The 19,810-nt window shown below is 76.8% G+C and carries 17 protein-coding genes; 8 read left to right on the top strand and 9 right to left on the bottom strand.

Going from position 1 to position 19,810, the window contains the following annotated elements:
• The first annotated feature begins 544 nt into the window (after positions 1 to 544).
• The 3 genes from ACFC0B_RS01590 (at position 545) to ACFC0B_RS01580 (ending at position 7,196) form a co-directional block, all read left to right on the top strand.
• The gene (locus tag ACFC0B_RS01590; RefSeq protein ID WP_376080604.1) at positions 545 to 3,565 is read left to right on the top strand and encodes a type 2 lanthipeptide synthetase LanM family protein; all 3,021 of its coding nucleotides are present in this window, start codon (positions 545 to 547) and stop codon (positions 3,563 to 3,565) included.
• 206 nt (positions 3,566 to 3,771) lie between these two features.
• The gene (locus ACFC0B_RS01585) at positions 3,772 to 3,963 is read left to right on the top strand and encodes a hypothetical protein (RefSeq protein WP_376080602.1); all 192 of its coding nucleotides are present in this window, start codon (positions 3,772 to 3,774) and stop codon (positions 3,961 to 3,963) included.
• Positions 3,964 to 4,181: 218 nt separating this feature from the next.
• A complete protein-coding gene (locus tag ACFC0B_RS01580) occupies positions 4,182 to 7,196 on the top strand; it encodes an AAA family ATPase (RefSeq protein ID WP_376080601.1) in 3,015 nt (1,004 codons plus the stop codon).
• 61 nt (positions 7,197 to 7,257) lie between these two features.
• On the opposite strand, the gene ACFC0B_RS01575 is transcribed toward ACFC0B_RS01580, so the two are convergent.
• Positions 7,258 to 8,508 (bottom strand): MFS transporter, encoded by a 1,251-nt coding sequence (locus tag ACFC0B_RS01575; protein ID WP_376080598.1) that lies wholly within the window; start codon positions 8,506 to 8,508, stop codon positions 7,258 to 7,260.
• Between the two features lie 54 nt (positions 8,509 to 8,562).
• Here ACFC0B_RS01575 and ACFC0B_RS01570 point away from each other — a divergent pair, with 54 nt between their 5' ends.
• Positions 8,563 to 9,312, top strand: coding sequence for a helix-turn-helix transcriptional regulator (locus ACFC0B_RS01570; RefSeq protein WP_376080596.1), 750 nt, complete (start codon positions 8,563 to 8,565; stop codon positions 9,310 to 9,312).
• A 6-nt stretch (positions 9,313 to 9,318) separates the two neighbouring features.
• Here ACFC0B_RS01570 and ACFC0B_RS01565 read toward each other — a convergent pair whose 3' ends face one another.
• A complete protein-coding gene (locus tag ACFC0B_RS01565; RefSeq protein WP_376080593.1) occupies positions 9,319 to 10,185 on the bottom strand; it encodes a virginiamycin B lyase in 867 nt (288 codons plus the stop codon).
• 116 nt (positions 10,186 to 10,301) lie between these two features.
• Between ACFC0B_RS01565 and ACFC0B_RS01560 the strand changes: the two genes are divergently transcribed.
• Positions 10,302 to 10,874, top strand: a complete 573-nt coding sequence (locus tag ACFC0B_RS01560) for a hypothetical protein (protein WP_376080591.1) — start codon at positions 10,302 to 10,304, stop codon at positions 10,872 to 10,874.
• Here ACFC0B_RS01560 and ACFC0B_RS01555 read toward each other — a convergent pair.
• The 7 genes from ACFC0B_RS01555 to ACFC0B_RS01525 form a co-directional block, all read right to left on the bottom strand.
• Entirely contained in the window at positions 10,865 to 12,004 is a 1,140-nt protein-coding gene (locus ACFC0B_RS01555; protein WP_376080588.1) for an AI-2E family transporter, read from the bottom strand. The genes ACFC0B_RS01560 and ACFC0B_RS01555 overlap by 10 nt on opposite strands.
• Positions 12,005 to 12,140: 136 nt before the next feature.
• Positions 12,141 to 12,569 (bottom strand): hypothetical protein, encoded by a 429-nt coding sequence (locus ACFC0B_RS01550; protein WP_376080585.1) that lies wholly within the window; start codon positions 12,567 to 12,569, stop codon positions 12,141 to 12,143.
• Between the two features lie 181 nt (positions 12,570 to 12,750).
• Complete coding sequence (locus ACFC0B_RS01545) at positions 12,751 to 13,875, bottom strand: winged helix DNA-binding domain-containing protein (RefSeq protein WP_376080583.1); 1,125 nt, start codon at positions 13,873 to 13,875, stop codon at positions 12,751 to 12,753.
• On the bottom strand, positions 13,872 to 14,600 hold the full coding sequence (locus tag ACFC0B_RS01540; protein ID WP_376080581.1) for a glycerophosphodiester phosphodiesterase: 729 nt from the start codon (positions 14,598 to 14,600) through the stop codon (positions 13,872 to 13,874). Before ACFC0B_RS01540 ends, ACFC0B_RS01545 begins: the two co-directional genes overlap by 4 nt.
• A gap of 57 nt (positions 14,601 to 14,657) precedes the next feature.
• Entirely contained in the window at positions 14,658 to 15,107 is a 450-nt protein-coding gene (locus ACFC0B_RS01535) for a hypothetical protein (RefSeq protein ID WP_376080579.1), read from the bottom strand.
• A gap of 37 nt (positions 15,108 to 15,144) precedes the next feature.
• Positions 15,145 to 15,561: a molybdopterin-binding protein gene (locus tag ACFC0B_RS01530; RefSeq protein WP_376080577.1), complete on the bottom strand. Its 417-nt coding sequence runs from the start codon at positions 15,559 to 15,561 to the stop codon at positions 15,145 to 15,147.
• Between the two features lie 123 nt (positions 15,562 to 15,684).
• The gene (locus ACFC0B_RS01525; protein WP_376080574.1) at positions 15,685 to 16,893 is read right to left on the bottom strand and encodes an ROK family transcriptional regulator; all 1,209 of its coding nucleotides are present in this window, start codon (positions 16,891 to 16,893) and stop codon (positions 15,685 to 15,687) included.
• Positions 16,894 to 17,045: 152 nt separating this feature from the next.
• On the opposite strand from ACFC0B_RS01525, the gene ACFC0B_RS01520 reads away from it, so the two are divergent.
• The 3 genes from ACFC0B_RS01520 (at position 17,046) to ACFC0B_RS01510 (ending at position 19,717) form a co-directional block, all read left to right on the top strand.
• Positions 17,046 to 18,293 carry an MFS transporter gene (locus ACFC0B_RS01520; RefSeq protein ID WP_376080571.1) on the top strand — a complete coding sequence of 416 codons (1,248 nt, stop codon included), beginning with the start codon at positions 17,046 to 17,048 and terminating at the stop codon, positions 18,291 to 18,293.
• Between the two features lie 93 nt (positions 18,294 to 18,386).
• Positions 18,387 to 19,184, top strand: coding sequence for a dienelactone hydrolase family protein (locus tag ACFC0B_RS01515; RefSeq protein ID WP_376080569.1), 798 nt, complete (start codon positions 18,387 to 18,389; stop codon positions 19,182 to 19,184).
• Positions 19,181 to 19,717, top strand: coding sequence for an RICIN domain-containing protein (locus tag ACFC0B_RS01510; protein WP_376080566.1), 537 nt, complete (start codon positions 19,181 to 19,183; stop codon positions 19,715 to 19,717). Before ACFC0B_RS01515 ends, ACFC0B_RS01510 begins: the two co-directional genes overlap by 4 nt.
• The last annotated feature ends 93 nt before the right edge of the window (positions 19,718 to 19,810 follow it).

The following is a 19,810-nucleotide window of genomic DNA, read 5'->3' as shown; positions in this document are numbered from 1 at the left end:
CGGAGTGGGCCCGCCCCCGCCGATGGGCGGGGGCGCGGCGGATCGTGCGGGCCGACCGTCACAAAGATGGGGGCCCGTCCCCCATGCCCCGACGGCCGCACCGGCGACAGGATCAGCAACGAGGGCAGCGCCTTCGACGGCAGCGCGGCCCTCTCCCGGCATCGGAGGTGCGGTGGTGGCAGAGGTGGACGCCGTGCGCAGCACGCGCCTCGACGGGGGCGCAGGACCGGTTCAGGGCCCGGTCGCTGCGGCAGTCCGCTCGACCACACCGTTCCCGCACACTCCGATGCCCGGCGACTTCCCCGCACCGACGACCGCACCGACGGCCGCACCGACGACGGCCGCACCGGAGACAGGATCAGCAACGAGGGCCGCAGAACCGAGCACAGCACCGACCGCACCACCCGCGGGACCGGCCCGCCCCGGACCGTCCGGGCCGCCGGAACCGCACCGGCTCCACCCCGCCCCCGCCCAGGCTCCCCGCTCCCACCCCGGCCGTCTCCGGTCCCCCCGTGCCGGCGGCCCCCCGTGGTGGGAGCGGGGCTTGACACCGGGCCGGCCGGTCCCGGCCGCCCGCCCGGACTGGGCCGCCTTCACCGAGGCCGCGGTGGCCGCCGCGCCGGTGCGCCCGATGGTGCCTCGCGCCGCCTACCCGGGCCTGAGCGGCTTCGCGCTCGTCCTGCAGCCCTTCGCCGACCGGGCGCAGGTGCGGCTGCTGACCTCGCTCTCCCCCGCCGTGCGCGCCGCCGACCAGCTGGGCCGGATCGACCTGGCCGCCCTGCGCGCCGAGTTCACCGCCCGGCTGACCGAGCGGCTGGCCCGGATCGCCGCGCGCGCCCTCGTCCTGGAGCTCCACACCGCCCGCGGCGCCGGCCGGCTGGCCGGCGGCACCCCGCAGGAGCGGTTCCGCTCGTTCCTCGCGCTGACCGCCCGCCGCGAGGGCCTGGCCGCGCTGCTGCGCGACTACCCCGTGCTGGCCCGGCTGCTGGCCCGCGCCTGCCTGGACGCCGCCGACGCCCACGCCGAGCTGCTCGACCGGTTCACCGCCGACCGGCCGCTGCTGGTCGCCGGACTGCTGCGCGGCCGCGACCCGGGCGCGCTGGTCGCCGTCACCGCCGACGCGGGCGACCGCCACCGGCGCGGCCGGGCCGTCGCCGTCCTGCACTTCGCCAACGGCGCCGCCGTCGTCCACCGGCCCCGGCCGCCCGCCGCGCACCGGCACTTCAACACGCTGCTCGGCTGGTACGGCGGGCGGCCCGGGGTGCCCCGGCTGCGCGCGCTGGGCGTGATCGACCGCGGCTCCCACGGCTGGGTCGAGTACGCCGAGGCCCGCCCCTGCCTGACCCGCTACGACGTCGAGCGCTTCTACCGCCGCCTGGGCGCGCTGCTCGCCCTGCTGCACGTCCTGGACAGCACCGACCTGCACTTCGAGAACCTGGTCGCCTGCGGGGACCAGCCGGTGCTGGTGGACGTCGAGACGCTGTTCCACCCGGCGGTCCCCGGTTCCGCCGCCGGGTTCGCCGGGGACCCGGCGGCCCGCGCGCTCGCCGGGTCCGTCCACCGGGTCGGCCTGCTGCCGCAGCTGTTGATCGGCGACGACGGCGCCGTGGACGTCTCCGGCATCGGCGGCGGCTGCACCGGGCGGCGGCTGTCCCCGGTCGACGGCGTGGACTGGGCGGCCGCCGGCACCGACGAGATGCGCCTGGTGCGCCGCCCCCGACCGTTCGGCGAGGCGCACAACCGGCCCCGGCTGGGCGGCGCGCCCGTCGAACCCGCCGAGCACACCGAAGCGCTGGTGGCCGGCTTCCGCGCCGGGTACACCGCGCTCGCCGAGGGCCGGGACGAACTCACCGGCCCGCGCGGGCTGCTGCGCTGCTTCGCGGACGCCGAGGTGCGGGTGGTGCCGCGGGCCACCCGGGTCTACGCCCGGCTGCTCGACGAGTCCACCCACCCGGACGTGCTGCGCGAGGCGGGCGCCCGGCAGGCCGTGCTCGACCTCCTGCGCACGGACGCGGTCGACGATCCGGGGCACCCCGGGCTGGCCGGCCACGAGGTCGCCGACCTGTGGGCCGGCGACGTCCCGCTCTTCACCACCCGGCCCGGCTCGCGCGACCTGTGGACGTCCGACGGGCGCCGGCTGCCCGGTGAACTGGCCGAGGCGGGGCTGGCCCGGGCCGAGGTCAAGCTCGCCGCGCTCGGCGCCGTCGACCGCAAGGACCAGGAGTGGATCGTCCGCGCGGCCATGGCGGGCGCCGCCGGCACCCCCGCCCACCGGCCCGGCCGCCCGGGCCCCGAGAACGTCTGGGCCACCGCCCCCGAACCGGAACGGCTGCTGGCCGCCGCCCGGGGCCTGGGCGACCAGCTCGTCGCCGCCGCCTACCAGGGCCGCTCCCGCACCAACTGGCTCGGGCTCGAACTGCTCGCCGACCGCTACTGGCGGGTGCGGCCGCTCGGCGCGGACCTGGCCGGCGGCTACACCGGCACGGCGCTGTTCCTCGCCCAGCTCGCCGCGCTCACCGGGACCGACCGCTACGCCGAGGTCGCCCGCCGGGCGCTGGTGCCCGTCCCCGGGCTGCTGGACTCGCTCGCCGCCCACCCCGACCACCCGGCCGCCGTCGGCTCCGGCGGGTACGCCGGCCTCGGCGGCATCGCCTACGCGCTGACCGAACTCGCCCGGCTGCTCGACGATCCGCCGGTCGCCGCGTGGATCGGCCCGGCGGTGGCGCTGACGGCGGCCGCCGCCGAGCGGGAGGACGACCCCGGAGTGCACAGCGGCACCGCGGGCGGGCTCGCCGCGCTGCTCGCCGTGCACGCGGCGGGCGCCGACGGCGCCGCCGCGCACGGACCGGACGGACGGGCCACGGCCGCCGCCGCGCTGATCGCCGCCGGCCGCTGCGCCGAGCGGCTCGCCGCCCATCCCGCCACCGCGGCCACCGGGTTCGCGCACGGCTCGGCCGGCGTCGGCTGGGCCCTGCTGCGCTACGCCGAGGCCGTCGGCGAACCCCCCGAGGGCCCGCACCACCGGGCCGGCCTGGCCGCCCTGCACGCCGCCACCGCCGTCCGCTCCCGCGAGGGCTCCTGGTGCCGGGGCCGCCCCGGCATCGCGCTCGCCGTCGTGGACAGCCCGCTCGCGCTCGCCGACCGGCAGCTCGCCGACTGGGCCCAGCGCGCCGTCCGGAACACCGCCCGCGCCGCGCCGCTCGGCGACCACAGCCTCTGCCACGGCGAGTCGGGCGTCCTGGAGCTGCTCGGCCGGCACGGTCCGGCCGCCGGCCGCACCCCGTGGGTCCGCCGGGCCGGGGCGCTGCTGGCCGCCGTCGACCAGGACGGCGCGCGCTCGGGCACCCCCGACCACGTCCCTCATCCCGGGCTGCTCACCGGGCTGGCCGGGATCGGCCACGGGCTGCTCCGCCTCGGCTTCCCCGACCAGGTGCCGCCCGCGCTGCTGCTGCGCCCCCGGCTCCCGGCGGCCGCCCGCCCTTCGCCGGCCGCCCCGGCCGCCTTCCGCGCGGGCGCCGGGCCGCGCGCCGCCGCCGGGCCGCGCAGCCCGGCCGCGCTCGGCTGACCGCCCGGGCGCCTCCGCCCGCCCCACGCGCCCCACCGCACGACCCTCCACGCCCCCACGCTCACCGGCGCGGCCCGTACCATCCGCCCCCGCGGCCCCGACCGTCCCGACCGAACCGGAGCCACCCCGTGCGGCGTCCTCCCCACCGGACGTCCGTACGTCCGAACCGTCCACCACGACCACGACCACGAACGGAGTTCCGCACCATGTCCGACCACGACGAACGACTCACCCCGCCGCAGGCCGCCGCCCGCCCCGGAGAGACGGCCGAGCACCCGGCCGGCGAGATCCGGCTGCGCCCGGGCAGCGGCCTCGGCCTGCGCTCCCGCCTGCTCGCCGGAACCGGCGGCGCGATCCCGCCGATCATCGAGTTCCCGACCATGACCACGCCCTTCTGAGAACGGCCCGCGCCACCGCACCACCACCGGCCCTGAGCGGCCGGAACGTCCGCCGCCGAGGAACGGGCAGCCCCTCGGCGGCGGACCGGACGGGCCCGCCGCACGGCGCCGCGCTCCGCATGTGGTCGTACCGTAACCACCCGGCGGCGACGCCGTGTCCGCTCCGTGTCCGACCCACCACTCTTCAGAACCGACACCCTGTCAAGTAGCCTGCGGCCATGCGGACCACGTCGTCGATCACCGTCGGCCGCGCCACCGAGCTGGCCATGCTCGGCGGCGCGCTGGCCACCGCCCGGCAGCAGGGCGGCGGGGCGGTCTTCCTGCTCGGCGAGGCCGGCATCGGCAAGTCCCGGCTGGCCGGCGAATGCGCCTACCAGGCCTACGGGCTGGGCCTTCCGGTGCTGCGCGGGCGGGGCAGCTCGACCGGCACCGTGACGCCGTTCCGGCCGCTGATCGAGGCGCTCTCCTCCCGGTTCCGGGCCGCCGGCCCGCCCACCGACCCCGAACTCTCCCCCTACCGCCCGGCGCTGGCCCGGCTGGTCCCCGAGTGGCGGGACAACCCGGCGGCGACCGGCCCGGGCGCCTACCCGGAGACGGTGGTCGAACTGGCCGAGGCGCTGCTGCGGCTGCTCGCGGTGCTCGGCCGCGGCCAGGGCTGCGTCCTGCTCCTGGAGGACCTGCACGACACCGACGCGGAGACCGTCGCCGTCCTGGAGTACCTGGTCGACAACCTGGCCGGGCTGCCGGTGCTGCTGCTCGCCACCCTGCGCGCCGAACCGGGCCCCGCCCTGGACCTGGTGCGCGCCGCCGAGCGCCGCCGGGCCGCCACCGTCACCGAGTTGCGGCCGCTGCCGCCCGCCGAGGTGGCCGTGCTGGCCGCCGCGATCCTGGAGGGCGAGGCCGCCGACCTGCCGACCGCGCTGGTCGAGCACCTCACCGAGCGCGGCGACGGCTGCCCCTACCTGGTCGAGGAGTTGCTCGCCGACCTGCTGGACTCCGGCGCGCTGCGCCGGGCCGAGGACGGCCGCTGGGCACTCGCCGACGGCTCGCGCCCCGGGGTGCCCAGCACCATCGTCCACAGCTGGGGCCGCCGGATCGACCAACTCGACCCCCAGGTGCGGGATCTGCTGGTGACCGCGGCCACCCTGGGCAGCCGCTTCTCGGTCACCACCGTGCAGCTGATCACCGGGTACGACGACCGCACCCTGTTCAGCCATCTGCGCTCGGCCTCCGAGGCCAATGTGATCGTGCCGGACGGCGCCGCCCCGGACCGCTACGCCTTCCGGCACGCGCTCACGGCCGACGCGGTGACGGCCGCCCTGGCCCCCGCCGAACGGGCCGCGCTGGCCCGCCGGGCGGCCCGGGCCATCCTCCGGGCCGATCCAGAACTCGCGGAGGAGCGCCGCCAGTTGGTTGCCTCGCTGCTGCTGGCCAGCGGCGACCGGGCGGGCGCGGCGGTGCACTTCGCGGAGGCCGGCCGGCGGGTGCTGGAGGCGGGCGCGGCCGGATCCGCGGTGGTCCTGCTGGAGCGCGCGCACGAGCTCGCGGGGGACGCCGAGCGGGCCGGCATCACCGAGCGGCTGCTGCCCGCGCTGGCCGAGTCCGGGCAGCTGGACCGGGCCTTCGACCTGGTCCGCACCCTGCCGCCGGTCGCGCCCGCGCCGCCCACCGGCACCGTCCCGGCCGTCGAACGCCGGATCGAGCTGCACACCCGGCTCGCCTGGGCGGCCGTGATGGCCGAGCGGGGCGCCGACGCGGTCGCCCAGGTGGCCGCCGTGCGGGCGCTCACCGCGGGACGGCCCCGCCCCGAGCAGGACGCCGCGCTGGCCGTCGTCGAGGGCCACCTCGCGCTGCTGCCGGACCACGCGCCGGCGGACCACGCGCCACCGGGCCCGGACGGCGCTCAGGACGGCGCGTTCCCGGAGCGCCTCCAGGACACCGCCGCCCGGCTCGCCGAGGCCGAGCACCGCGCCCGCCGCGCCGCCAAGGTGGCCGAGCGCGCCGGCCTGCCGGTGGTCGCCTGCCAGGCCTGGCAGTTGCTCGCCCTGCTCGCTCGCGAACGCGGCTTCGACGCCGCCGACGCCTGCCTGGAGCGGATGCTGGCCGTCGCCGAGGCGCACGCCCTGCCGGTCTGGCGGGTCGAGGCGATGCTGCGGCTGGGCGCCAACGCCTTCATGCGCACCGGCGACGGCACCCGCCTGGAGCGCGCCCGGGAGGCCGCCGCCGGGCTCGGCGCGATCGTGCTGACCCAGACCCTCGACGGCCTGCTCGCGATGAACGCCGTCATGCGCGGCGAGTGGCACACCGCCCGCACCACCGTCGACCGTTGCCTGGACGCCACCGCCCGCCTGCACAACCTCGCCGCCCACCGCTACCTGCTGCTCTCCTCCGCCACCCTCGCCGCCCACCTCGGCCGCTCCCGGGAGATGGAGCGCGAACTCGCCCGGTTCCGCCAGGCCGGCGGCGAGGAGTCCTTCCTGACGCCGCTGCGCTACGGGCTCTGCCGGGCGGTCGGCGCGCTGCTCACCGAGGACCGCGCCGGCGCCCGGGCCGAACTGGACGCCGGGCTGGCCTGGGAGGAGGAGCACCCCAGCGTGTTCTACCTGGCCGGCCGGCACGGCCTGCACCCGCTGCTGGAGGTGGTCGAGGGCCGCTGGGGCCGCGCCGAGCTGGACCGGGCCGCCGCCGTGCCGGCCGCCGAACTGGCCTGGAACCGCCAGTTCCTGCGCTTCGCGGACGCGGTGGTGCTGGGCCGCGAGGGCCGCCCGGAGCAGGCCGTCCGCGCGCTCACCGAGGCCCGGCCGGCCGCCGAGGACTTCCCGCTCGCCCACCACCTGGCGCTGCGGCTCGCCGCGGAGGCCGCGCTCACCGACGGCTGGGGCGAGCCGGTGGCCTGGCTGCGCACCGCCGAGGAGTACTTCCACCAGCTGGAGGTCCAGCCGGTGGCCGCCGCCTGCCGCACCCTGCTGCGGCGGGCGGGCGCGAGCGTGGCCCAGCACCGCGGCGGCCGCGACGCCGTGCCGGCTGGACTGCGCACCTGCGGGGTGACGGTCCGCGAGTACGAGGTGCTCGTCCTGCTCGCCGACCGCCCGGGCAACCAGGAGCTGGCCCGCAAGCTCTCCATCTCCCCGCGCACGGTGGAGAAGCACCTGGCCAACCTGCTCGCCAAGACCGGCCGCCGCGACCGCGCCGCGCTCTGCGCCCTGGCGGCCGAACTCTGCGCAGCGCCCTGAGCACCCCTGAGCACCCCTGATCGTCCTTGGGCGTCCTTGAGCGTCCTTGGGCGCACGGCGGTCAGGGCCGACCGGCCCTCCCCGCCGGCGCCACCGGCACCGGTGCCGCCACGGTCGCGTCCGGCCCGACCGGCCCGACCAGCCCGACCGGCTCGGGCAGACGACGGGCGAGGGCCCAGGCCAGCGCGCACAGGACGGCCAGCGGCGCGAGCGCGGTCCGCAGGCCGGTGTGGTCGGCGAGCAGTCCGACGGCCGGACCGGCCAGGCCGCCGACACTGACCGCGAGTCCGAGGGTGACCCCGCTCGCGGTGCCGATCCGGTTCGGCAGGTAGTCCTGGCCGAGCGTCACCTGGAGCGAGAACGGCACGTACAGGGCCAGCGAGACCAGCGCGGCGAAGCCGTACAGGGCGACCGGACCGGGCACCAGCAGCAGTCCGGCGACGGCCGGGACCGCGGCCGCGTACGACAGCCGGACCGTCCGCACCCGGCCCCAGCGCGCGGCGCACCAGCCGCCGAGCACCGTGCCGACCGCACCGCCCGCGAACAGCGTGAAGAGCGCCGCCGTCCCCACCGCCGGGTCGGTGCGGCCGAGCCGCTGCTGGGCGTACAGGGCCACGAAGGAGCTCAGCCCGACGAACACCACCGAGCGGCAGCCGATCACCGCCGAGAGCCACCGGAAGGCCGCCCAGTCGTCGCGCCGCCCGCCGCCCGCGCCGTCGGCGGCGGTCCCGGCCGCGGTGCGGGCGGCCAGCGCGCGGACCACCGGTGCGGTGAACAGGGCCGCGGCGAGCGCGGGCAGGGCCAGCCAGGGGGTCGCGCCGAGCCCGCCGACCGCCAGCACCGGTCCGACCAGCAGCGGGGCGAGGGCGAAGCCGATGTTGCCGCCGAGCGAGAACCAGCCCATCCGGGTGTGGCTGTCGCCGCTCGCGGCGCGCGCCAGCCGCGCGGACTCGGGGTGGTAGGCGGCGACCCCGACGCCGGAGAGCGCGACCGCCGCGCAGACCAGCGCGTACGGGCCGAACAGCCCGGCCAGCCCGACGCCGGTCCCGGCGGCGGCGGTGGCGGCCGGGATCAGCCAGGGCATCGCCCAGCGGTCGGTGAGCGCGCCGAACAGCGGCTGCACGATCGAGGAGAGCAGGGTCGCGGCCAGCACGACCCCGGCGGCGGAGCCGTAGTCGAGGCCGCGCTCGGCGACGAGGAAGGGGACGAGGGCGGGCACGACGCCCTGGTAGAGGTCGACGGCGGCGTGGCCGGCCGCCAGCACCGCGATCGGGGCGGCGCCGGGGGCGGGACGGGATCGGAGAGTGGTCACGCAGCGATCCTCGGCCCGCCGGGCCGTGGCGGACTTCCGATAAAGTGCCGGACGATGCCGAATTCCCGCCAATCCCGCCCGCCGTCGGATCTGACGGTCACCCGCCCGCTGCCCGCCGGTTCGACCGTCTCCGAGCACCGCCACGAGTCGCACCAGATCGTCTACGCGGGCCGGGGCGTGCTGGCGGTGACCACCGCCGCCGGCACCTGGGTCGCCCCGGCGACCAGGGCGCTGTGGATCCCCGCCGGCACCGGCCACCGGCACCGCGCCTACGGGCCCACCGTGCTCCACACGGTCGGCCTCCCGCTGGGTCACAATCCGCTGGGCCTGACCCGCCCGGCGGTGCTGGCGGTGGGCCCGCTGCTGCGCGAGCTGCTGATCGCCTACAGCGGTCCGGGCACCGAGGGCACGCCCGAGGGGCGGCGGATGCTGGCCGTCCTGCTGGACCAGCTGCGCCGCGCCCCCGAGCGGCCGCTGCACCTGCCGGTGCCGCGCGACCCCCGGCTCGCGGCGGTCGCCGCCCTGCTCGACGCCGATCCGGCCGACGGCCGCACCCTCGGCGAGCTCGGCCGGGCGGCCGGCGCCGGCGAGCGCACGCTCAGCCGGCTCTGCCGCGAGGAGCTGGGCATGACCTTCCCGCAGTGGCGCACCCAGCTGCGCCTGCACCACGCCCTGCGCCTGCTGGCCGAGGACGTCCCGGTCACCGCGGTGGCCCACCGCTGCGGCTGGGCCTCGGCCAGCGCGTTCATCGACGTCTTCCGCCGCACCTTCGGCCACACCCCGGCGGCCCACCACCGGCGGTGACGGGCCCTACGGCCGCAAGCGGACGATCTCGCCGATCTCCAGCGCCGCGTGGACCGCGCCGTCCGGGCCGACGGTGATGCCGTGCGGCTCGGCGCCCTCGACCGGGAGCGGGTGCGCGGCGTAGTCGCCGTCGGGGGTGAGGGAGCCGATCCGGCCGGCCGCCCACTCGGTGAACCAGATCCGGCCGTCCGGGCCGGCGGCGACGGCGTGCGGGCGGGCGCCGCGATCGGGCAGCGGGTACTCCGTCACCTCGCCGTCCGGGGTGATCCGGCCGACCTGGCCGGCCCCGATCTCGACGAACCAGAGCGCGTCGCCGCCGCGGGTGATGCCGACCGGCGCGGCGCCCTCGGTGGGCAGCGGGTGCAGGGCGACCTCGCCGTCGACAGTGATCCGGCCGACCGCGTGGGCCTGGTTGAGGGTGAACCAGAGGGCGCCGTCCGGCCCGGCCGCGATCATCGACGGGTAGCCGCCGGAGACCGGCAGCGGGTACCCGGTCACCTCGCCGTCCACCGTGATCCGTCCGATCCGGTCGGCGTTCAGCTCGGTGAACCAGAGCGCGCCGTCGGGGCCCGCCGCGATCCCGTACGGCCCGGACCCGTCGGGCAGGGCGTAGGAGGTGGCCGTGCCGTCGACGGTGATCCGGCCGATCCGGTGGTCGCGCATCCAGGTGAACCAGAGCGCGCCGTCGGGGCCCGCCGCGATCACCGAGGGCCCGCAGCCGGGCGCGTCCAGCCCGTACCGGGTGACGGTCCCGTCGGCCGCCAGCCGCCCGATCTCCCCGGCGTGCACCAGGGTGAACCAGAGGGCGCCGTCAGGCCCGACGGTGATCCCGTACGGCCCGGCCGCCGCATCCGCCACCGCGATCCGCTCCATCGTCGTCCTCCGCTCCGCCCCGCTCCGCACCAGCGGCACTCTCCCCCACCGGTCCCGCGACGGCAACCGGTTTTCGGGCCGAGGAATTGTCAGTGCGGTCGTCTAACGTCCCCGGCATGGGTGTGTATCTGGTGAGTGTCGAGGCCGACGAATGGCTCGACGACGAGGTGCTCGGGCCGGTCGGGCGGGCGATCGACGCCGCGTTGGCGGGGCGCGGGCTGCCGCCGTTCGCCTGCCCGCCGGTGACGGCGTTCCGGGCGGGCTCGGGGCTGCACTTCGAGGAGAAGCTGTACCGCCCGATCTCCGGCTTCGAGCGGTTCTGCGACGCGTTGGCCGACGGGACGGTGGAGGCGCTGCTCGGCTGGGACGTGCTGCTGCCCGTCGAGCTGGACGCGCCGCTGGTGCTGCCGGTGGAGTGCGCCTACAACGACGTGACGGCGGTCGGCGACGTGCACCGGACGCTGGCCGCCGCCCGGCGCGTGGCGGAGCTGCTCGCGCTGCCGCCCGGGATACCCGTGCACTGCGACAACCTGGAGATCGGCCTCTGGTTCGACCGGCACGCGGCCGCCGCGGCGGCCGCCTCACCGGGCCGGTGGACGGAGGACCTGGACGTCGCCTTCTACGCCGCGCTCTTCCTGCGCGCCGCCGAGTACACGCTGCGGCGCGGCCGCCCGCTCGCCTACTCCTGAGCCGCGTCGGCGAGGGCCGCGGGCCCGCCGCCGTTCCGGTCGGCGCGGCGCCGTCGGCCGGGGTCGCCGCGCAGCACGGAGACCACCCCGAGCCCGGCGGCGCAGACCGGGACGGCCAGCAGCGCGCCGATGATGCCGGCGATCCCGGAGCCGGCCACCACGGCGACCATGATGGTGGCCGGGTGGAGTTCCACCGTCCGGCTCTGGATCAGCGGCTGGAGGACGTTGCCCTCGATGACCTGGACGGCGACCACCACGCCGAGCGCCCACAGCGCCGTGCCCAGGCCGCCGTCGGCGAGGGCGACCAGCACGGCGACGGTACCGGAGAGGAAGGCGCCGACGAACGGGATGTAGGCGCCCATGAAGACCAGCGCGCCGAGGCCGGGCGCGCCGGGGACGCTGAGGACGAGCAGGCCGACGGTGATGAAGAAGGCGTCGATGAGGGCGATCAGGGTGGTGCCGCGCATGAAGCCGGCCATCGCCTCGAAGGCCCGCTCGCCGCAGGCCACCACCATGTCGGCGCTACGGCGGGGCAGGTAGGAGTGGACGACCTCGCCGGTGCGGTGGCCGTCGCGCAGGAAGAAGAAGACCAGGGCGAGCGCGAGCACGCTGCCGGTGGCGATCTGGGTGGCGAGGCCGAGGCCGGAGAGCACGCTGTCGGTGAGGGTCGTCACCAGCGTGTTGGTCTCGCCCTGGGCGTTGTCCAGCACGTGCCGCAGCTTCTCGCCGAAGGGCCCGAGCCATTCGGCGAGCCGGTCGCCGGCCTCCTGGAGGGCGAAGGCGATCTGCGGGGCGCTGTGCACCAGGGAGTTGACCAGCAGGGCGATCACCGTGCTGACGGCGGCCACCAGCACGGCGCAGGTGAGCCCGGCGGCGACCGAGCGGCTGACCCCGCGTCGGACCATCCACGGCATCACGGGCTGGAGCAGTGAGGTGCCGAGCAGGGCCAGGATCACCGGGACGGTGGCGGCCCGCAGTTCGACGAGCGCGAAGACGATCAGCGAGGCGACGGTGATGAGCAGTACGAGCGCCGCCGACCAGGCGGCCGCGGCCCGGACCGGCGCCGGCAGCATGAGGTAGGGGCGTCGGTGGTCGGCGGGTCGCCGTTCGGGTGGAGTCTCCCCCGGCATCCGTTCCTCCGTCCGGTCGATCGGTCCAGGTCTGCCCTATCTCAGCAGATGGTGTGATCATATGCCCGGCTTGTTGGCTTTCGGGCGCGCCCGCCCCGGCGGCCACGGGCACGACCGGCGCGGGCGCACCCGCCCCTCACTCGTGGAACTGGAACAGCCAGGCCTGCTGCCCGTCCCGCTCCAGCGGCCGCAGCGCGGTGCGCTGCGGGAAGATGTCCAGCACGCTCAGGTCCAGCGCCAGTTCCTGGCCGTCGACCGGACCCCCCGGGAGGACCACATGGAAGGAGAACGGCTCGGCGGCCTGGTACAGGGCCCATTCGAACGGCTCGGCGGTGCCCCTGACCTGCTGGTCCACCTCCGGCGGACCGTCCAGTCCGACGTAGGAGCCGTGCCGGAGGTTCCTGATGACGACGTTTCCGTTGTCGCAGCCGGTCACCTCCCACTCCTGCTCGCCGGGCTCGCCGGTCGGGGTCAGCACCACCACGAACTCCTTGGCGGTCTGGAGGGTGAGCAGTTGCTCCTCGGGCTTGGCGATCGCGTAGACGCCATTGTTCACAGGGGCCACGGCCGACTCCACTTCGATGCGGAACGCTGGTGAACGGGGGCGGCCGCCGCAGCCGGCGCCGCCCTCCGCAAGGGTGGGTCGATTCAAGCCAGCCGCGGCGGTACGGGCGCAGAGCACCGCCGTGGGACCACCCCAACGAGTCACGGCGCCCCGCACGTCCGTCCGGCCGTCGAACGCGCTCCTACCCGGCCTCCTCGAAGCGGACCTCGCCACCGCCGCCCGCGAAGGCGAGCACCCGTTCGGCCTCGGCCCGCGCCGCGTCCCGGTCGGCCCGGGCGAGCGGCGCGAACGGGCGGACCGTCACCGACCGCGCCCCGGCACCCTCCTCGGCCAGCTGCCAGCTCCCGGCGACCAGACCGTCCACCAGCAGGGACCCGAGCACGATGCCGTTCTGGGTCATCACCCGCGGCCGGTACGCCTCGGGCAGCACCCGGGTGCGGTCGGCGTGCGAGAGCAGCAGGTTGTCGAACGGCGCGACCAGCCGGACCGGAGCCGGGGTGTCCGGGTCGGGCCGGGGCGCGTCGGGCAGGTCGTACAGCAGCCGGCCCCGCTCGTCGCGGAAGGTGACCAGGCCCGGGGCGAGCCGTTTCAGCACCGGGGCGAGCCGGCTGAGGCCGCACCACTTCTGCAGGTCGGCGGCGGTGGCCGGGCCGAAGGCGGCGAGGTAGCGCAGCGCGAGGCCGTCGGGCGGGGGCGCCGGGTCGAGCGGCCGGCCGAGCCAGGCCTCGGCGGTGGTGTGCGCGGCGGGACCGCCGCGCCCCCACAGGCCGCGCGGCGGGACCTGCACCAGCGGCAGCAGGCAGCGCGCGGCCTGGGCGAGGGCGGCCGGGTCGCGGTCGGGGCGGGTGGCGGCCAGTTCGGCGCCCAGCCGCTGGAAGGTGCGCGGCTCCGCCTCGACCAGGGCGCGGGCCTCGGCGGCGAGCGCGTCGAGGTCGAGGCCGGCCAGCCGCTTGCCGTAGGTGGTGCGCAGCTGCTGGTCCAGCAGCGGCTGCAGCAGGGGCCGCAGGGCCAGGCAGTCCTCGGCGGTGACGAGGTGGATGGTGCCGCGCTGGAGGGCGATCCGCACCGCCCGCCGGGTCTCGATCAGCTCGGTGAGCGCCTCGGGGGTGAAGTCGCCGAGGCGGGCGAGCAGCCCGAGGTAGGGCGGCTGCGGGGCGGCCTGCGCCTGGAGGCCGCCGAGGTGCCCGATCATCGCGGCCGGGGTGGCGGCGGTGCGCTCCAGCAGGTGCTGACGGGCCAGCAGCGCGCGGCCGAGCGCCCGCGGACCCAGCACCCCGCCGTCCTCCCCCCGCGTGCCCTCGGTCACCGGCGGCCGTCCAGGACCGCGCGCAGCAGGGCGATCCGGTTGCTGGTGATCGAGTCGACGCCCGCCTCGCTCAGCTTGCGCATGGTGCGGCGCAGGTCGGCGGTCCAGGTGGAGACGGCCAGCCCGGCCTGGTGGGCGGCGGCGGTGAACCCGGGGGTGGCCAGGCCGAACGGCGGGTTGATGTACTGCGGGCGCAGGTCGTCGAGCAGGGCGCGCACGGGCAGCCGGGGCTGCTTCCAGGTGAGCGCGATCTCGGCCTCGGGGGCGAGCGCCCGGACGGCCAGCATCGCGGTGGCGGGGCCGCAGAAGCCGACCCGCCGCTCGGCGCCGAGTCCGGTGACGACCTCCCAGGTGGCGGCGGCCGGGCCCGCGTCGTCGAGGTCGATGAGGAGCTTGGCGCCGGGAGCGGCGGCGGCGGTGGCCTTGAGCGCCTCGGCGAGGGTCGGGACGCGGTGGTGGCCGTCGTCGAAGGCGTCGAGCTGCTCGGCGGTGAGCCGGGCGAGCGGGCGCGGGTCGCCCCAGAGGCGTTCCAGGGTGGCGTCGTGCAGCAGGACCGGGACCCGGTCGCGGGTCAGCCGGACGTCCACCTCGACGGCGTCGGCGCCGGCGGCGAACGCGGACTCCACGGAGGGCAGGGTGTTCTCGCGGTGGCGGTAGGGGTCGCCGCGGTGGGCGACGGCGAGGACGGGGCGGCGGGCGGCGGAGGCGGTCATCGGTCCGTTCATCGGTCCGTTCTTCGGTCCGTTCATCGGGTCGGAGCGGCGGTCTTCGCGGGGCCGTGGTCAGCGGAGCCGGCCGGCCAGCCACGGGGTCAGGGTGTACAGGGTGACGGCCTCACGGTAGCTCGACTCGCCCGGCACGGTGACGATCATGGTGCAGGAGGGCGGGAAGACCCGCTGCTTGAGGTGGACCAGGCCGGTCCACACCGCGTTCAGGAAGGCCGGGACGCTGTCGCGCAGCACGTCGAAGGCGATGGTGTCGACGGTGACCACGGCCTCGTCGTGGACGAAGAGACGGACGGTCACCTCGGGCGGTCCGGCGATCTCGATCAGCGCCTCGTGCGGTATCGCGGCCAGTTCGTCGGTGCCGGGGGCGTCGCTGCCGACCAGGCCGGCGAAGGTCTGGTCACGGCCGATGTCGTGGCTGGTGCGCACGGAGCGGCCGTGCCGGGCGGCCATCGCCTCGACGGCGAGGACAGCGCTCTGGGTGGACGGCAGCGGGTCGTGGGGCATCGGCGGTCCTCTCGTCGGCGCTCGGCTCTGGCAGCGTTCAGCGCCGTTCGATCATCACATTGGTGGACTTGATGACGGCCGTGGCGGGTGCCCCGGGCACCAGCTCCAGCTCCTCCGCCGACTCCCGGCTGATCAGCGAGACCACCCGGAACGGCCCGGCCTGGATCTCCACCTGGGCGGCGACGTCACCGAGCACCACGTCGGTGACGATGCCCGGGAAGCGGTTGCGGGCCGAGGAGGGGCGGCCCTCGGCGGCGGCGGTCTCGGGGCGGGCCAGCTCGCGCGCGAAGCCGGCCAGCTCGGCGCCGGCGATGATCCGGTGGCCGTGCTCGTCGCGCTCGGCGGCGATCCGGCCGGCGTCCACCCAGCGCCGCATGGTGTCGGCGCTCACGCCGAGCAGCGCCGCGGCCTCGCCGATGCGGTACGGGTTGGCCGGTGCCCCGGGCTGGCCCATGGTTGCGACTCCTGACGGTGGTGCGATCGGTCGGCCGGGGAGGGACGGCCGTGGTTCGCCCCCGCCCGGTCCCGGCCCCGCGGCCCATCCTGCCGTACCGCCCCGCCGGGGGCGCACACGCCCTTACGGTTCGCCGAAGAGGTCACGGCGGACGGCGTCCCCGGCGGTGAGCACGGCGCCGCTGAGCACCGCCCCGCCGCCCGCCTCGCCGGCGCGGACCTCGGTGCGCAGCGGGGAGAGGTCGGCCAGCCGCCGTTCGACCCTGGCGGCGAGTTCGGCTCCGCCGGCCCGGCCGATCTCGCCGCCGAGCACGACGCAGCCGGGGTCGAGGACCACGCAGACCGCCGAGACGCCGACGGCGACCCGCTCGGCGAGCGCGTCCAGGAACGGTCCGCCGGGCTGCCCCTCGCCGAGCGCGTCGAGGGCGGCGCGGACGGCGGCCTCGGCGGCGGGGGCGTCGTCGGCCGGGCCGGCGGGCAGCCCGTGGTCGCGGGCCAGCGCGCAGACGGCGGCGCTGCCGGCCAGGTCGTGGAAGCCGCCCTCGCAGCTGGTCCCGGAGGGCAGGGCGGTGGTGCCGGGGACGGGCAGGAAGCAGATCTCGCCGGTGCCGCCGCGGGCGCCGCGGCGCAGCTTGCCGTCCAGCACGACGGCGGCGCCGACGCTGTGGCCGAGCCAGACGAGCACGAAGTCGTCCCGGCCGCGGGCCGCGCCGATCCGGTACTCGGCGCGCCCGGCGAGGTTGACCTCGTTCTCCAGGATCACGTCGGTGCCGGGCAGGTCGTCCAGGGCGACGAGCAGTTCGGCGTGCCAGGAGGGCAGGTCGCCGGTGGACTGGAGCCGGCCGGTGGCGGGGTCGACCAGGCCGGGGGCGCCGACGGCGACGGTGTGCAGGTGCTCGACGCCGGCCCGGCGGGCGGTGTCGAGCAGGGTGCGGACGATCCGGCCGGCGGCAGCGCGGTGGGCGGCGGGGTCGCTGCCGGGCTCGGCGACCGCGAGTTCGGCGGCGCCCAGGGTCTGTCCGGCCAGGTCGGCGACGACCAGGGTGACGCCGCCCGAGCGGACGTCGACGGCGCCGAGGTGGGCACGGGAGGCGACCAGGGCGTACAGCCTGGCGTTGGGGCCGCGCCGCTGTTCGCCGCGTTCGCCGACGACGGCGACCAGGCCGGTCCGCCGGAGCCGGTCGAGCAGGTCGGCGACCGTGGGCCGGGAGAGGCCGGTGAGGTCGCGCAGCTCGGTCGCGGTGAGTGGTCCCTGGTCGAGCAACAGGTTGAGCGCCAACCGGTCGTTGATCGCCCGGGCAGTGCTCGGCGTGGCCGTTCGCGCGGTGGTCATGGCCGGACATCCTTCCAGAGTGTTTCTATTAGGGTCCCTTCCTGATAATTTATCGAACCGTCGCCGCACTGCCACGCCGACGGACACCGCCGCACCCACCACACCACCCCAGGGCACCGCCGCGCCGCGCGCGGCCGGGAGGGAAGAGCCTGATGACCACCAGCCTGACCCCAGCAGAACCACCCTTCGGCGGCGCGAGCGACGCACGCCGCGCACGCGTCGCCGTCGCCCTCGTCTTCGCCGTGCACGGCGCCGTCGGCGGCACCTTCGTCAGCCGGATCCCGTGGATCCAGCACCACCTCGGCCTCTCCCCCGGCCAGCTCGGCCTGGCCCTGGTGATGCCGGCCATCGGTTCGTCCCTCGCGATGCCCCTGGCCGGCCGGGTCGTCCACCGCTTCGGCGGGCGCGCCGCGGTCGCCGGGCTGCTGTCGCTCTGCTGCCTGGGCCTGTCGCTGCCCGTGCTCGCCCCCTCGCTGCCGGTGCTCTGCCTGGTCCTGCTGGCCTACGGCGCGACCGCGGGCATGTCGGACGTGGCGATGAACGCGCAGGGCGTGGAGATCGAGCAGCGGCTCGGCCGCTCCATCATGTCGAGCCTGCACGGGATGTGGAGCGCGGGCGGGCTGGTGGCGGCCGGCGTCGCCATCCTTGCCGCCCACCAGGACTTCGACCCCCGGGTGCAGATCGGCGTCACCGCCTTCGTGCTGCTGGCGCTCACCCAGCTGGTCTGCCGCACGCTGCCGGACCTGCGCGCGCCCGAGGAGGCCGAGGCGCCGCCGCGGTTCGCGCTGCCGCCGCGCAGTTCGCTGGTGATCGGGCTGGTCGGCTTCTGCGCCGTGTTCGCCGAGGGCGCCTCGATGGACTGGAGCGGCGTCTACCTGCGCGACGTCACCGGCGCCTCGCCCACCGTGGCGGCGGCCGCCTACACCGCGTTCTCGCTCACCATGGCGGTCAGCCGGCTGGCCGGCGACGCGGTGATCCGCGGCCTGGGCGCCGTCCGGGCCGCCCGGCTGAGCGGCGCGATCGCCACCGCCGGCGGCGTGCTGGTGGTCGCCGCCGACCGCCCCGCGCTCGCCATCCCCGGGTTCGCGCTGATCGGCGTCGGCGTCGCCGTGGTGGTCCCGCTGGCCTTCGCCGCGGCCGGCCGGATCGGCAGCAACCCCAGCCAGGCCATCGCCGGCGTCGCCACCGTCACCTACACCTCGGGGCTGATCGCCCCCGCGATCGTCGGCGGCCTCGCCCAGGCCACCTCGCTCACCGCCTCCTTCGGCGTGGTCACCGCGCTGGCGGCGGCCCTGATGCTGAGCGCGGGCGCGCTGCGCCGCGCCGAGGAGCACGCGACGGAAAGCGTGACCACTCCGGAATCGAAAAAGTCTTTCGAAAAAAATACGTCTGCGATATGATCATGAATTCCTTGGGGAATTCTCGCTAGCATCTCGGACCGCCGGGCCCGCACACCGCGTGCCCGGCGGTTCCGCGACCGCGAAGGATTTCCCATGTGCTACGAGGCCGACGCCGCCCCGCCGCTCCTCACTCCCGCCACCCACGCCGTCGCCGAGGCCGCCGCACTCACCCTGACCTCGGCGGACGGCACCGCGGTCGGCGCCTTCCTGGCCCGCCCCGAGCACCCCGCCGGACCGGGCGTGCTCGTCCTGCCGGACAACAAGGGCCTTTCCGGTTTCTACCGGCAGACCGCCGTCCGACTCGCCGAACAGGGATTCCCGGCACTCGCCGTCGACTATTACGGGCGCACCGCCGGCGCCGACCCCGAGCGCCGCGCACCGGAATTCGGCGAGCTCCCGAACCTGCTGCCGCACCTGCTCGCGCTCACCCCCGGGGGCCTCGACGCCGACCTCGCCGCGGGCACCGGCCACCTGCGCGCGCTCGGCGCCGCCGAGGTCGTCGCGCTCGGCTTCTGCTTCGGCGGCCGCCAGGCCTTCCGCGCCGCCGCGCCGCGCTTCGGCCTGGCGGGCGCGGTCGGCTTCTACGGCTACCCCGACACCCTCAACGGCGCCCCGGGACCGACCCAGCTCGCCGCCGAGCTGACCGCGCCGATCCTCGCGTTCTGGGGCGGCGCCGACGAGCACATCCCGCCCACCGCGGTCGCCGCCTTCGACGCCGCGCTGACCGAAGCCGGCTGTGCGCACGAGTTCATGACTTTTCCTCAGGCTCCGCACAACTATTTCGAACTCGCGGCGGTCCAACACCTCGACGCCGCACGGGCGTCATGGCACCGACTCCTCGACTTCCTGTCCGAGCGCACCACCCGCCGCACCTCAGGAGGACACCCGTGACCGACCCCGCCCCCACCCACAGACGCCGCACCCGCGCCGCCCTGCTCGCCCTCACCGCCGCCCTCGCCACCGCACTCCCGATCGCCGGAACCGGCACGGCCCACGCGGAGCACTCCCACCCGACGTACCCCCTCGTCGCGTTCGTCAACGCCGCCACCGGCAAATGCCTGGAGGTCGCGGACGTGCGGAAGGACGACGGCGCGCCGGTCCGCCAGTGGACCTGCACCAGCGGCAACAACCAGAAGTGGACCGTCTACGGCAGCTCGCTCATCAACCTCTGGAGCGGCAAGTGCCTGGACATCCCCGGATTCAGCACCGTCTGGGGCACCCGGCCGATCCAGTGGACCTGCACTTCGCAGCAGGACAACCAGCGCTGGCTCGTTCCGGACGTGAGCGCGCCCTTGCCCGGCTACCTGTCGAGCCTCGGTCTGGTCCTGGACGTGGCGGGCTTCGACCCCGCCGACGGCGCCACCGTCGCCACCTGGGGAGCCAACGGGGGCGCCAACCAGCTCTGGTACGCCGTCCCGCGCTGACCGGACCGAACCGGCGACCGCGCCACCAATCGGTAGTGGATCGGGCTCCAGCCCTCTGTCACCCTCTGATCCGGCGGCCCGCCCGGCGGGCCG

Origin of the sequence: Kitasatospora sp. NPDC056184 (assembly GCF_042268405.1) — a bacterium.
Taxonomy (GTDB): domain Bacteria; phylum Actinomycetota; class Actinomycetes; order Streptomycetales; family Streptomycetaceae; genus Kitasatospora.
This window is presented reverse-complemented; position numbering and strand designations above follow the sequence as displayed.

Coding starts and splice junctions, on each gene's coding strand:
- ACFC0B_RS01585 (WP_376080602.1), top strand. CDS start 3,772: ATGTCCGACCACGACGAACGACTCACCCCGCCGCAGGCCGCCGCCCGC.
- ACFC0B_RS01580 (WP_376080601.1), top strand. CDS start 4,182: ATGCGGACCACGTCGTCGATCACCGTCGGCCGCGCCACCGAGCTGGCC.
- ACFC0B_RS01570 (WP_376080596.1), top strand. CDS start 8,563: ATGCCGAATTCCCGCCAATCCCGCCCGCCGTCGGATCTGACGGTCACC.
- ACFC0B_RS01565 (WP_376080593.1), bottom strand. CDS start 10,185: ATGGAGCGGATCGCGGTGGCGGATGCGGCGGCCGGGCCGTACGGGATC.
- ACFC0B_RS01560 (WP_376080591.1), top strand. CDS start 10,302: ATGGGTGTGTATCTGGTGAGTGTCGAGGCCGACGAATGGCTCGACGAC.
- ACFC0B_RS01555 (WP_376080588.1), bottom strand. CDS start 12,004: ATGCCGGGGGAGACTCCACCCGAACGGCGACCCGCCGACCACCGACGC.
- ACFC0B_RS01540 (WP_376080581.1), bottom strand. CDS start 14,600: ATGAACGGACCGATGACCGCCTCCGCCGCCCGCCGCCCCGTCCTCGCC.
- ACFC0B_RS01535 (WP_376080579.1), bottom strand. CDS start 15,107: ATGCCCCACGACCCGCTGCCGTCCACCCAGAGCGCTGTCCTCGCCGTC.
- ACFC0B_RS01530 (WP_376080577.1), bottom strand. CDS start 15,561: ATGGGCCAGCCCGGGGCACCGGCCAACCCGTACCGCATCGGCGAGGCC.
- ACFC0B_RS01525 (WP_376080574.1), bottom strand. CDS start 16,893: ATGACCACCGCGCGAACGGCCACGCCGAGCACTGCCCGGGCGATCAAC.
- ACFC0B_RS01520 (WP_376080571.1), top strand. CDS start 17,046: ATGACCACCAGCCTGACCCCAGCAGAACCACCCTTCGGCGGCGCGAGC.
- ACFC0B_RS01515 (WP_376080569.1), top strand. CDS start 18,387: ATGTGCTACGAGGCCGACGCCGCCCCGCCGCTCCTCACTCCCGCCACC.